Here is a 12353-nt window from a genome sequence, read left to right on the forward strand (position 1 = left end):
ATGTAAAGGTGGGTTGTACGATGTCTGAACCGTTTAATGATATTAGACAAGTGGAAATGGCCATAAAAGCCGCACAAAGAATGGTAGGTCAAGCTACGATGAGTATGGATGCAGATCAGCTTGAGGCTGCAACTGATGCTCTAGCACAAGCGAAAAATCAATACGCAAATGCACTTTCACATGCTACAGGAGTAGACGATAAGTTTTTTGAGTTCTCTTCTGAGTTGATTGAAAGGCTTGATCACCAATTAACTGAAGCAAAAGAATAAACGTTAAAACAACAAGGTGTGTCTTTCCTAGGGCACACCTTCTTTCTATGGTTAAATATTGACAAATCGTATTAGTTAAGCATAATATTAAATTTTGGAGCAGGTTTTAAGCAAAGCTCATAAATCTACATATTACACTCTACATTTTAGCAGGGGGAAATTATGCAATCGTTTGAAAAATTACCTTTTACATATGATCGAAAGAAACCTTTTATAGCTCAGCTCGGTGATTGGGTTGGTGATGTATTTTACGATATTTTACCTGAAGCTGGATTTGAAATCCGCGACGAGCAAATTTTCATGGCATTTCAGTTAGAACGAGCTTTCGCGGATAAGAAAGTTATTTTTGCTGAAGCGGGTGTCGGAACTGGAAAAACGATCGCTTACCTCTTATATGCTATATGTTATGCAAGATATATTGGCAAGCCAGCGATTATCGCATGTGCAGATGAAGCATTGATTGAGCAGCTCGTAAAGCCTGAAGGAGATATAGCAAAGTTAGCAAAAATTCTCCAGTTAAATATTGATGTTCGGTTAGCGAAAGCACAAAATCAATATTTATGTGTACAGAAACTGGAGAAATTACGAGAGAATGAAGAATTTGCTGACGTTTATGAAAATGTCTCAATGACGATTCCAAGCTTTGTCTATAGCAATGCACCTATGCAGCAATTTCATTTTTATGGTGACCGAAAAACGTATGCTGATCTTAATAATCAAGCATGGAAAAAAGTGAATTGGGATGCGTTCCAGGATTGTTCCGTTTGCGAAAAACGTCATCGTTGTGGGATGACGTTAACAAGAGAGCATTACCGAAAAGCAAATGATTTAATTATTTGTTCTCAAGACTTCTATATGGAGCATATTTGGACAGAAGAATCACGAAAACGAAAAGGGCAGTTACCGTTTTTACCGGAAGCAAGTAGCATCGTCTTTGATGAAGGTCATCTCCTTGAATTTGCCGCCCAAAAAGCGTTAGCCTATCATGTACGCCAAGATCTTTTAGAAGAGATCCTAGAAAGACTTCTTACAAATGATATTCGCGAAGAGGTAGCCCTTCTGATTGATGAAATTATCGTCCATAGTTTGGCTTTGTTTCAAACGATTGAAGCAAGTACAATCCATGTAAAAGGCTCTGATCGTAATGAGCTTCAGTTATCGTCAAAACTAATTGGTGAAATTAAAGAATTTAAACAACTTCTGTCAGCCCTTGAAGATGCACTTGTTTTTGAAAGTGAACTATACACGATTGAAGAATATCAGCTAAAGATTGTAGAAGAGCATCTTGATATGCTCCAATATTCGTTGTCACTACTTGCGGATAAGAAAAATGTCATTACTTGGGTTACCAAAACAGAGGAAGCAACAACATTAGTCATTATGCCTAATCTGGTAGAAGATGTTTTACAAGAAAAGGTTTTTTCTAAGAAGCTTCCGATTGTCTTTTCTTCAGCAACATTGTCAACTAACGGTGACTTTGGATATGTTTCTGGGAGCCTTGGTATTAAGGAATATCTATCATTTACGGTTGAATCACCATTTAATTACCAAGATAATATGAAAGTGCTGATTCCAGAAAAAAATGAAAATAAGTTTAAGGCAATTACCGAAGTACTAAAAGAAACAGACGGAAGGTCCTTACTCCTTTTTAATAACGAAACAGAGCTTGAGAACTTTAGAGAAGTTGTTTCTAAGAGTGACCAATTTTCAGCGTACAAGTTTCTATTTGAAGGGGATCAAGAGTTAAGTAGTATTGTTCATACTTTTCAAAATGAAGAAAAAACATCATTATGTGCCATTCACTTATGGGAAGGGTTAGATATTCCTGGACCATCTTTATCTAGTGTGATTATTTGGTCGTTACCATTTCCACCGAATGACCCAGTTTTTAATGGAAAGCGGAAAAATTCTAATCAGCCATTCCTAGAGGTTGATCTACCGTATATGTTGCTCAGACTAAGACAAGGAATTGGACGTTTAATTCGAACAAGTTCTGATCAAGGAATTGTTACGATTGTTGATGAGCGTTTACGAGAAGATGAAGAATTATTAGCTCAAGTAAAAGCCGTGTTACCTGCTGACGTTGAGATCCTTAGTAAAATCTAGAAATAACGGGACATCAATAGTTACAATTAAGTACTCCTGTGTTATAATACGACTAGATGATGACATGCTACTATTCTCGTTAAAAGAATAGTGGCATTTCTTCCAATTTAGAGAGCACTTTAAAGTGTGGACAGCCCTTCTAAGATTGATTATTCTACGAAGGAATAGGGGGAACAAAAATGGATAAAAAGCGTTTACATGATAAATTAGGACGCCCACTTCGTGATTTAAGGATATCCGTAACTGACCGTTGTAACTTCCGTTGCAGCTATTGTATGCCTGCGGAAATTTTTGATAAGGATTTTATGTTTTTACCGAAAAATGATGTTTTAACATTTGAGGAAATTAAGAGATTAGCTAGGTTATTTGTTGAAGCAGCAGGTATTGAAAAATTGCGGATTACAGGTGGAGAACCACTAGTACGTAAAGACCTCACACAGTTGATTAAAATGTTATCAGAAGTCAAAGGCATTAAAGATATTGCTATGACTACAAATGGCTCACTATTAGCTAAGCATGCTGAAGAGCTAAAAGCAGCTGGTTTACATCGTGTCACCATTAGTTTAGATAGCTTAGATGACGAACGCTTCCGTAAAATCAATGGTCGTAACGTTGGAGTAGATCAGGTTTTTGCTGGTATTGAAGCCGCGAAAGCAGCAGGTTTAGGAATTAAGATTAATATGGTTGTTCAACGTGGCATGAATGAAGATGATATACTACCGATGGTCCGCCATTTCAAAGATACGGGCATCATCTTACGTTTTATCGAGTTTATGGATGTTGGAAACTCAAATGGTTGGAACTTAGAGCAAGTTGTATCGAAGAAAGAAATCTTTGATCGAATCAATAAAGAAATCCCAATTGAGCCGGTAAAGCCGAACTATCAGGGGGAAGTGGCAACTAGATTCCGTTTTATAGATAACGATAATGAGATAGGTATTATTTCATCCGTAACGGATGCGTTTTGTTCCACTTGTTCAAGAGCAAGGTTAAGTGCAGACGGTAAACTGGTCACATGTTTGTTTGCCTCTGAGGGCCATGATTTAAGAGATCTGTTACGTTCTGGAGCTAGTGACGAGGAAATGATGGATCGAATGGCTGAAATTTGGGGTGGCCGACATGATCGCTACTCTGAAGAACGCTTAGACAATACTGACAAAAAGCAAATTCGTAAAATCGAAATGTCCCATATTGGTGGGTAAAGTGAAACACAAGGGCTTTTGTTCCTTGTGTTTTTGTTTTGAATTTTCTCCCAACAGCGTGTAGATTGAAAATATACCCAAAAAATCCCGAGCTAAATTTGCTCGGGATTTTTATTATGAGTTTGGATTGTCAGTATCTTTAATATTTGGATTTTCAAATGTGAGATAATTTAAATCCTCATCAAAGTCGATTGTCATGCCATTTAAATACCAAAAGTCTTCTTCCTCAACAAAAAATTGAATATTGCTGACCGTGGTAACAAAGGATGTTGGTGAAGGTTGGTCTTTTGTAACGCCTACGGAAAATCCACCAGAACCACAACCACCGACACGCACGTATAATCGTAATGAATCTCCAGGTCGTAACCCCATTTCAGTTATATATAGATCTACTGCTTTTTCGCTAATTGAGAATTTCATGTTGTAAAAACTCCTTTATGTATAATTTTCCTAGCACATCATGGCTTATATCTTACACTTAAATCACTGTGAATAATATAAAAAGACCTAAAGACCATCATGTTTCAAGTGTATACTACTTAATCTTAAAATATCAATCGATAACACCCTACCAAAAGAAAAAGGGTTAATGAAAAAAGCTCTAGTTGTAAAAAATAGCATGAGGAGGAAGGAAAGAAGGGAGCATTTGGAGAATAAGTTAGTTTGAATAGAGAAAAGAGGAGTGTCATTTATGCAGAAAAATATAAAAGAGATTGAGCAATCGTTTACAAAATTTGTAAAAAAAATGTCTAGTTACAATGAAGCAATATCCCTCATGTTCTGGGATCTCCGAACAGGAGCACCGAAAAAAGGGGTAGAACAACGCTCAGAAGCAATTGGGACGCTATCATCAGAAGTCTTTAACATGAGTGTCTCAGAGGAAATGGGGCAATATTTAGGAGCTTTATCAGATCCTGAGGTGCAAGCAGAACTGTCTGATATAACGAAGAAATTAGTCGAAGTAAGCAAAAGGAATACGATAAAAATAAAAAAATACCTGCTGAAGAATATAAAGATTTCGTGATCTTAACTTCAAAAGCAGAATCAGCCTGGGAAGGGGCAAAAGAAAAGGCAGACTTTGCAGGCTTTGCTCCCTACTTAGAAAAAATTGTTGCTTACTTGCGTAAATATGTAGAACGCATTGGTTATGAGGGTCATCCTTATAACGCTTTATTAGATGATTATGAGCCAGGGGTTACAGTCGATGTACTTGACCGAGTGTTTGGTGAGTTAAGAGAAAAATTAGTACCTTTAGTAAAAGCTGTTACTGAGGCACCAGAGCAACCGAAAACAGACTTTTTATATCAAAACTTCCCAATGGAGAAGCAAAAAGATTTCTCCTTAGAAGTATTAAAGCAGCTGCAATATGATTTTCAGGCAGGGCGTCTTGATACTACCGTACATCCATTTGCGGTAGCGATCAACCGTAATGACGTTCGGGTAACAACCAAATATGATGAAAAAGATTTCAGAACAGCGGTGTTTGGCACCATTCATGAGTGTGGCCACGCACTTTATGAGCAAAATATTTCTGAAGAATTAATTGGTACACCACTTTGCGATGGAACATCCATGGGAATTCATGAATCACAGTCACTATTTTGTGAAAATTTTGTTGGTCGTAACTATTCGTTTTGGAAAAAGAATTATAGCCTTTTAAAAGAGTATTCTGAAGGGCAATTCGATGATGTGTCTTTAGATGATTTTTACAAAGCGATCAATGTTGCCGGACCTTCGTTAATTCGTATTGAAGCAGATGAAATGACGTATTCTCTGCATATTATTTTACGCTATGAAATTGAGAAAGCGTTAATTAATGGAGATATTGAAGTCAAGGATTTACCACAAATTTGGAATGATAAAATGGAAGAGTACTTAGGAGTTCGACCTTCTCATGATGGTGAAGGTGTACTTCAAGATGTGCATTGGTCAGGTGGAGCTTTAGGCTACTTCCCATCTTATGCATTAGGCTACATTTATGCCTCCCAGTTAAAAAACAAAATGAGTGAGGTAATTCCAAACTATGATGAACTGTTAGAAGCAGGCGATTTTACACCAATTAAATCATGGTTAACTGAAAACGTTCATCAATACGGAAAAATGAAAAAACCGTTAGAAATTATTGAAGATATTACTGGTGAAGGATTAAATCCAAAATATTTAGTAGAGTATTTAGAGAAGAAATACAAAGCGGTTTATAACCTTTCGTAAAGGAAAGGATTAAGAACAAAGCGCAAGCGCCCTAGTAGCCCCGACAAGCAAATGTTCTTCGAGAAAAAAAGTGTGCTCTTTCACTTTTATTCTCGAAGGTTATTTGACCTCGAGGGGCTGGGTGCTGGAGCTAGACTGTCACTATAATTAAACTTATCCACGTTGAATAAACATATAATTTCCTTAACAACCAAAAGGGGAGTACAATTTGTACTCCTTTTATTTTTACTTCTCATCACATGGAAATTAATGTTACTATTAGTGCTATATTTAACAGAGATTTCACGAATAGAGAGTCTTAATTTCCAAAGTATGAACGGTCTTGGCAGCTTATTTCTTTCTTTAATGTGCTAACGAAAAAACCAGGGGGAAATTACAATGTCTAGAATAAAAAAACCTTTGTTTGTAATCTTAATTTCAATAATTGTAATTAGTGTTTATCTAATTACCAAATCTAATATAAGTCAACAGGAAGCTATAGAGATCGCAAATTCCTATATAGAGAACGAAAGCCCCTCATTTCTTTTAAACTATATTTATAAAATAGATACCAGTGAGAAAAAAATAACAGACGTTAATTTTCCTGAGGAATTTCAAGGGATCATCTGGTACCTAGTATACTACCAAGATGTAGATACAAGTGGTGTCTTTTACATAAATGCTAATAATGGTGAACTATTAAAAGGGTACGTTATCAATAATGCTGACGGTAATATAACTCGATCCTTTAAATGAATTTACGCATAGTTTGAACAAGTCTAAAAAACTATTTATGAGGGGAAGAAGTATTGATGGAGGTATATCAAGCGACGATTGATGATTTAGAAGGAGTGTCACATTTATTTAATTTATATCGAATGTTTTATCAGCAAAAATCAGATCTAGACGGTGCTAGAGCTTATCTTAAAAAACGGATAGAAAGCAAAGAATCAGTAATATTTGTCGTTAAAAAGGAGGAGGAGTATGTAGGATTTGCTCAACTATATCCTACATTTTCATCTATCTCTATGAAAAGAGCTTGGATATTAAATGACTTATATGTAGATGTTGAAGCCAGAAAACATGGAGTAGGAGAAATGCTTTTATCTAAAGCTAAAGATCTCGCTATTGAAACAGGAGCTAAGAGTATCAGTCTGAGTACAGCGCTAAATAATCATTCTGCTCAAAGATTATATGAAAGAAATGGTTACATTCAGGATTCATTATTTTTTCATTATGAATTAAGTCTAACATAACAATCGATAGTCAATGAGTCAAAAGCTTCACTCAAAGCGTGAAGAAGCAAGCATTCGCTTGGTTTCGACCAAAGCTAATATGAGAAACAACATTGTATGAGAATACAGCCTATCTAAAAATTGGGAGAGGTTAGCGTGAGAAAATTAGTAACGATATTAGTTCTGTCTGCATTGCTTTTAGGATGTTCAGTAGATGAAGTTATCCAGGTAGGTACTCCTTTTTATAACAATGGCACTTCTGGAGTACATTTTCATAATGAAATTACAGATTCAGAAGCAATCACTAGTTTAAGGAATCTGATAAATAATGCAAAGGATGTAGAAGAACCGAGTGAGTTACCTTAGTGAAGCAGAAGCATTCTTTTCACTTGATATACCTAAGGAGGGGATTTCAGAAATCCGGCGTTATATCTGGTATCTAGGTGATGGTAGTGCGGTGTTGTATTATACCGCAACAGGTTATTCAGCCTTGAATAGAGAACAAACGATTGAATTAAAAAACATATTAGAACAATAACATTCTTTTATATTGAAGATTGGAAGACTTAGAGAAAATTTCTTTAAGTCTTTTTAGTATGGAATTAATGAACATTTAGAGGTGCTTAAAGCACCTATCCTGGTTTAGAATAGCTTTTAATTTTTGTTGCAGAATGGTACATAATTGGCCTGTTACATCCAATCTAATCTAGTCACATAATTCGTACTTCTAGATAAACTGTAGTAAGAATAAAATTATTTTAAAGTAGCTGTTCAAAAAACACTCATTAAAAGGAGTAGATTATGGATAACGACTTACTGTTTTATAATACTACAACTGAAGATATGACTTTTGAGGATATATTTGACCATTTACTCGAATTTATTAAAAAGGAGCCTTCTAACTTGTATCGGTTGGCCATCGGTACAGATTCACAAGTGCATCCAACAGGGACAAAATTTATTACCTCGATCCATCTTCATCGTGTTGGCAAGGGAGCATGGGGCTGTTTAAAAAAGGAGATCATACCAAGAAGAATTACGTCATTAAAAGAGAAGATTTCCTTAGAGACGATGTATAGTCAAGAGGTTGCCGCACAGTTTAGTGAAGATCATATTGAAAAAATGGTAGATTTGCTACTACCTCATGTTGATAATGGTGCCGACCTAACCTTTGAGGTTCATTTGGATATCGGAAAAAAAGGCAAGACTAAACATTTAATTGAAGAAATGACTGAGCGAATTTTAGGTATTGGTTTGCAACCAAAAATTAAACCAAATTCGTATGCTGCATCCTCTTACGCCAACAAATACACAAAATAACTGAAAAGTCCCTCCTACTCTTCCTCAAAAAATATAATTTATATGGTTAATATTACCTATTATGGTAAAATACAATTAGTGATAGAAGGTGTCAAAATAACTATCTCCTTTAATGGTCCTCGCAGAGTTCTTTCAGCTGATTCAATACAAGCACCTCCTTAAGCAACGATTCCATTTAGCTCTTTTTTCGATATGCAATTGGTGATCATCCAGTAATAGATACAATTCCATAAGTTCACCCACTATATTGAACAAAACTTAAGTTATATGTAGATATTTGTAGGTGAAAGCTTTGACTCTTTCTTTTGTGCCATTTTGTGTTTAACTTCACGTTACTACATAGGACAGCTATGCCTTTTCTATCTACTTACATTTAGTATGTTCAAAGGTGAATAAGTCTTGGTAGAGGACTCTGCAATGTCATCAAAAGTCTATTTTAATAAAACGTATTGTTGAAGGCTTTTAAAAATAAGGTATGAGGGAGGTTAACAAATGTCGATGTTACAAGTTGAAAATTTAACAAAAACGTTCAAAAATGTAAATGCTGTAACTGAAATTAGTTTTGAGCTACAAGAAGGAGAGATTTTAGGTTTTTTAGGTCCAAATGGTGCAGGGAAGTCAACGACGATTTCTATGATTTCAACACTATTAAAGCCAACGAGCGGGGATATTTTACTAGACGGAAATAGTATCTTGAAAAATCCTCAACCACTTAGGAAAGTTTTAGGTGTGGTTCCGCAAGAAATTGCACTTTATCCTGATTTGTCTGGTTATGAAAATCTAATTTTTTTTGGGAAGATGTATGGTTTGAAAAAAGCTGAGTTGAAAAACAGAGTAAAAGAAATTCTAGAAGTTATTGGTCTTGCCGACAGAGCGCATGAGAAGCTACAAACCTACTCAGGTGGAATGAAACGGCGGATTAATATTGGCGTAGCGCTATTACATAAGCCACGAATTTTAATTATGGATGAACCGACAGTTGGTATTGATCCGCAGTCACGCAATCATATTTTAACTACTGTAAAAGAACTCAATTCAAAAGGAATGACTATTTTATATACAAGTCATTATATGGAAGAGGTTGAGCTGTTATGTGACCGAATTTATATCATGGATCATGGCTCAATCATCGCTAGTGGCACAAAACAACAATTAAAGGAACTTATTACAGAAGCAAATACACTGAATTTGACTGTTGAAATTACTACAGAAGGTTTTACAGAAGCATTAAAATCCCATCCGAAAATAAAGGCCGTCATAACAGAGGGGAAAGTTTACACGATTGCTTTGAAAAACTATGAAACTTCAATTTTAAAAGATTTAATTAGTCTAGCAGAGGAAAATCAAACAAAAATTGAAAGTATGCAGCTAAAAACCCCATCCCTCGAAGATGTCTTTCTACAACTAACAGGAAGAGGACTTAGAAATTAGGTAATGTACAGAGCAATATTGAGCTACATTCTACATTTTATAAGGTGGAGATAACATGATCTGGGTTATGACGGTAAAGGATTTGAAGCTAATGCTTAGGGATCGGAAAGCGTTGCTCATCACGGTTCTTATGCCTGCAATATTGACAGCGATTTTAGGGTTTTCAATTGGGGCATTCTTTAATAATGAAATTCAACTTGATCCTGCAAAGGTAGGGATTGTTAGTCTAGCAAATATGGAAGAGGATACAAAAAAGCTTGAGACATTTTTGAACGAACAGCAAGGTGCGAATGTTAACAAGGAATTGTTGAAACAAATGACAGAGCTAAATTTCGAAGAACTTTTGTTAAACGATGTCTTACAAAGTAGTAGTATCACTCAGTTTATAAATTATGAGGTATTATCCTTTGAACAAGCAGAAAAACAGCTAGAGGAAGGTTTACTCGAGGTAATTATTGTCATCCCTGAACACTTTCATTTTGATATGTGGGTTAATTACTTTACAACGCATCAGCAAAATACTGAAATTAGGATTGTAAGTGGGGTTAGAAATGAAATTAAAGTAGGGATTGTCGAGATGATAGTCAAAGGCTTTACTGACCATTTATCAGTTGGCATTGTTGGTAAACAGGTACTACTTGCAAAGGCTACAGAATTAAATGTCGCCACTGAGGTTTATAGTGAACTAGGTGGATTTTTAGAAAAAATGTTGACCAGTCAATTAGAGGAAACCTTATTTGAAAATGCACAGATTGTAGGAAAAGAGACAATTACAAGCTTTCATTACTACGCGGTTGGGATGGGCGTTATGTTTATGCTTTATTCAGCTGGTTTTGCAGCAAGCTATTGTGTCAATGAGCGATTTTTGTTAACTTATTCGCGGATAAAAGTTGCAGGTATATCATTATTTCAGATTTTATCGGCAAGAATGCTCTCTGCGAGTCTTTTTACTGTGCTTCAATTAGGCTTTTTAATTCTATTTTCCACGTTGCTCTTTCAGATATCATGGGGCGGTTGGGGGTTTGTTAGTATACTTACCATAGCGGCTAGTCTAACGGTGGGATGTTTGGCCGTTCTGTTATCGGTCATAAATTTACAAGCAGCAAATGAGCGTATTTCCAATGTATTTCAATCGGTGATTATTCCATTAATGGCGATGATTGGCGGTAGTTTTATTCCAAACGGAGGCTTTCCTGAATTTTAAGAGCATTAGGGAACAAAACGATAAATGGTGCTACATTAAATGGCTTTCTAAAGTCAATGCAAGGCTATCCAATTAGTGGAGTTCAGGGTGAACTTGTCGTTTTAGGTATTTATAGCCTATTTTTCTTACTAGTGGCAGCTTTGATTGCAAAGCTGAAAGAGGTGTAATACATGAAGGCACTATTATGGGGAAGAATTATACATCTAAAATACAATTATAAAGTTTATCTGCTAATGTTTGTTCTGCCAATTATATTTTTCCTTGCGTTTGGTTTAAATGCAGAGGAAGTAAGGGTCAATATCGTCATTGCCGATGAGGAACAAACCGATTTCTCGAAAAAACTTATCGATGAACTTAATGAATCGAAGGCATTTCGTATTTTTTCCGTAAGTAGTGAGTTAGTCTATGACAATATTAGCGAAGGAAACTCTGAAGTGGGCCTAATTATTGAGAGTCGTACTTTTCAAGACAAAAAACCATTAAAAATTGTAAAGTTAAAGGATTCTGTAGCTGTAGCAGCATTCGAAGGTACACTACGCTCAGTGCTTCAAAAGCTACAGTATGAAGAAATGTTAACATCGGAAATTGTAGCAGTACTTACAGATTTAAACCATGTTGAAACTAATGATGAACTTACAAGTGAGGTCTCAAGCAGAGTATCAGAAACATTAAACGAACTGATGCCAATTCAAACAGTATCAGAAAAAGAGAGTCAAGGTTTGTTATTTGATCACCAACTGCATGTCATGCTAGGGTTTACTTTATTTTTCACTATATACACGATTATGTTTTCGGTTGGGGAGATCATGAATGATAAAAAGCATGGGGTATGGAATCGTTTAATCATTTCGCCACTAACGAAACTACAACTTTATTTGGGAAATTTCATATTTAGTTTTTGCATTGGTTTTACTCAAATGGTTTTGCTTATTTTACTTAGTAAATATGTAATCGGTGTGAATTGGGGAAATAACTTGGCTTTAGTCCTATTTATTCTTGGCTGCTATATTTTTGCAGTGATGGCAATCGGGATGTTTTTAGTATCTATCTCAAAAACTGAGCAGCAATTAAACTCAATTGTTCCTATTTTTGCAGTGAGTATGGCAATGATTGGTGGTGCTTTTTGGCCGATTGAAATTGTAACCGCGAAAGTATTGCTTTTATTATCAAAGATAACTCCAGTGACTTACGGTATGGAGGCAATTAAAGAAGTGGTTTTGCTAGATGCCAGCTGGAACAGTGTTTTCGTCCCATGTGCCATTTTACTTATGATCGGATGTTTCTTTATCACAATTGGGGTAAGGCTTATGGAGCGAAAAATAATTTAATAGGATGCCCTTTGAGATATTTTTGTGAAATTATCTATATTTTGACAAATGATGACAAAAACTATGGT

General features: G+C 35.7%; 12 protein-coding genes and 1 pseudogene. 12 read left to right on the forward strand and 1 reads right to left on the reverse strand.

The features are described from left to right. Positions 1-20 precede the first annotated feature (20 nt). The 3 genes from H1D32_RS09740 (at position 21) to moaA (ending at position 3577) form a co-directional block, all read left to right on the forward strand. Positions 21-269 carry a DUF2564 family protein gene (locus tag H1D32_RS09740; protein ID WP_261178086.1) on the forward strand — a complete coding sequence of 83 codons (249 nt, stop codon included), beginning with the start codon at positions 21-23 and terminating at the stop codon, positions 267-269. Positions 270-431: 162 nt separating this feature from the next. Further along, the gene (locus H1D32_RS09745) at positions 432-2375 is read left to right on the forward strand and encodes an ATP-dependent DNA helicase (RefSeq protein ID WP_261178087.1); all 1944 of its coding nucleotides are present in this window, start codon (positions 432-434) and stop codon (positions 2373-2375) included. 179 nt (positions 2376-2554) lie between these two features. Next, the gene (moaA, locus tag H1D32_RS09750; RefSeq protein ID WP_261178088.1) at positions 2555-3577 is read left to right on the forward strand and encodes a GTP 3',8-cyclase MoaA; all 1023 of its coding nucleotides are present in this window, start codon (positions 2555-2557) and stop codon (positions 3575-3577) included. 114 nt (positions 3578-3691) lie between these two features. On the opposite strand, the gene H1D32_RS09755 is transcribed toward moaA, so the two are convergent. Then, positions 3692-3997 (reverse strand): HesB/YadR/YfhF family protein, encoded by a 306-nt coding sequence (locus tag H1D32_RS09755; protein ID WP_261178089.1) that lies wholly within the window; start codon positions 3995-3997, stop codon positions 3692-3694. Between the two features lie 271 nt (positions 3998-4268). Here H1D32_RS09755 and H1D32_RS09760 point away from each other — a divergent pair. The 9 genes and pseudogenes from H1D32_RS09760 (at position 4269) to H1D32_RS09800 (ending at position 12285) form a co-directional block, all read left to right on the forward strand. Next, positions 4269-5788, forward strand: a pseudogene (locus H1D32_RS09760) (carboxypeptidase M32). A 378-nt stretch (positions 5789-6166) separates the two neighbouring features. Further along, positions 6167-6523 (forward strand): hypothetical protein, encoded by a 357-nt coding sequence (locus H1D32_RS09765; protein WP_261178090.1) that lies wholly within the window; start codon positions 6167-6169, stop codon positions 6521-6523. 56 nt (positions 6524-6579) lie between these two features. Then, complete coding sequence (locus tag H1D32_RS09770) at positions 6580-7023, forward strand: GNAT family N-acetyltransferase (RefSeq protein ID WP_261178091.1); 444 nt, start codon at positions 6580-6582, stop codon at positions 7021-7023. A gap of 135 nt (positions 7024-7158) precedes the next feature. Then, positions 7159-7368, forward strand: a complete 210-nt coding sequence (locus H1D32_RS09775) for a hypothetical protein (RefSeq protein ID WP_261178092.1) — start codon at positions 7159-7161, stop codon at positions 7366-7368. Next, positions 7355-7540: a hypothetical protein gene (locus H1D32_RS09780; RefSeq protein ID WP_261178093.1), complete on the forward strand. Its 186-nt coding sequence runs from the start codon at positions 7355-7357 to the stop codon at positions 7538-7540. Before H1D32_RS09775 ends, H1D32_RS09780 begins: the two co-directional genes overlap by 14 nt. Before the next feature lie 263 nt (positions 7541-7803). After that, a complete protein-coding gene (locus H1D32_RS09785; RefSeq protein WP_261178094.1) occupies positions 7804-8322 on the forward strand; it encodes a ribonuclease H-like YkuK family protein in 519 nt (172 codons plus the stop codon). 498 nt (positions 8323-8820) lie between these two features. After that, positions 8821-9753: an ABC transporter ATP-binding protein gene (locus H1D32_RS09790; RefSeq protein ID WP_261178253.1), complete on the forward strand. Its 933-nt coding sequence runs from the start codon at positions 8821-8823 to the stop codon at positions 9751-9753. A gap of 55 nt (positions 9754-9808) precedes the next feature. Beyond that, complete coding sequence (locus H1D32_RS09795) at positions 9809-10957, forward strand: ABC transporter permease (RefSeq protein ID WP_261178095.1); 1149 nt, start codon at positions 9809-9811, stop codon at positions 10955-10957. A 170-nt stretch (positions 10958-11127) separates the two neighbouring features. Further along, positions 11128-12285, forward strand: a complete 1158-nt coding sequence (locus H1D32_RS09800; protein WP_261178096.1) for an ABC transporter permease — start codon at positions 11128-11130, stop codon at positions 12283-12285. Positions 12286-12353 lie beyond the last annotated feature (68 nt).

The sequence above is a fragment of the Anaerobacillus sp. CMMVII genome, assembly GCF_025377685.1.
GTDB lineage: Bacteria > Bacillota > Bacilli > Bacillales > Anaerobacillaceae > Anaerobacillus.

What these genes read in the sequence shown, in the direction of transcription:
- H1D32_RS09740 (WP_261178086.1), top strand. Translation starts at nt 21, where the DNA reads ATGTCTGAACCGTTTAATGATATTAGACAAGTGGAAATGGCCATAAAA.
- H1D32_RS09745 (WP_261178087.1), top strand. Translation starts at nt 432, where the DNA reads ATGCAATCGTTTGAAAAATTACCTTTTACATATGATCGAAAGAAACCT.
- moaA (WP_261178088.1), top strand. Translation starts at nt 2,555, where the DNA reads ATGGATAAAAAGCGTTTACATGATAAATTAGGACGCCCACTTCGTGAT.
- H1D32_RS09755 (WP_261178089.1), bottom strand. Translation starts at nt 3,997, where the DNA reads ATGAAATTCTCAATTAGCGAAAAAGCAGTAGATCTATATATAACTGAA.
- H1D32_RS09765 (WP_261178090.1), top strand. Translation starts at nt 6,167, where the DNA reads ATGTCTAGAATAAAAAAACCTTTGTTTGTAATCTTAATTTCAATAATT.
- H1D32_RS09770 (WP_261178091.1), top strand. Translation starts at nt 6,580, where the DNA reads ATGGAGGTATATCAAGCGACGATTGATGATTTAGAAGGAGTGTCACAT.
- H1D32_RS09785 (WP_261178094.1), top strand. Translation starts at nt 7,804, where the DNA reads ATGGATAACGACTTACTGTTTTATAATACTACAACTGAAGATATGACT.
- H1D32_RS09790 (WP_261178253.1), top strand. Translation starts at nt 8,821, where the DNA reads ATGTTACAAGTTGAAAATTTAACAAAAACGTTCAAAAATGTAAATGCT.
- H1D32_RS09795 (WP_261178095.1), top strand. Translation starts at nt 9,809, where the DNA reads ATGATCTGGGTTATGACGGTAAAGGATTTGAAGCTAATGCTTAGGGAT.
- H1D32_RS09800 (WP_261178096.1), top strand. Translation starts at nt 11,128, where the DNA reads ATGAAGGCACTATTATGGGGAAGAATTATACATCTAAAATACAATTAT.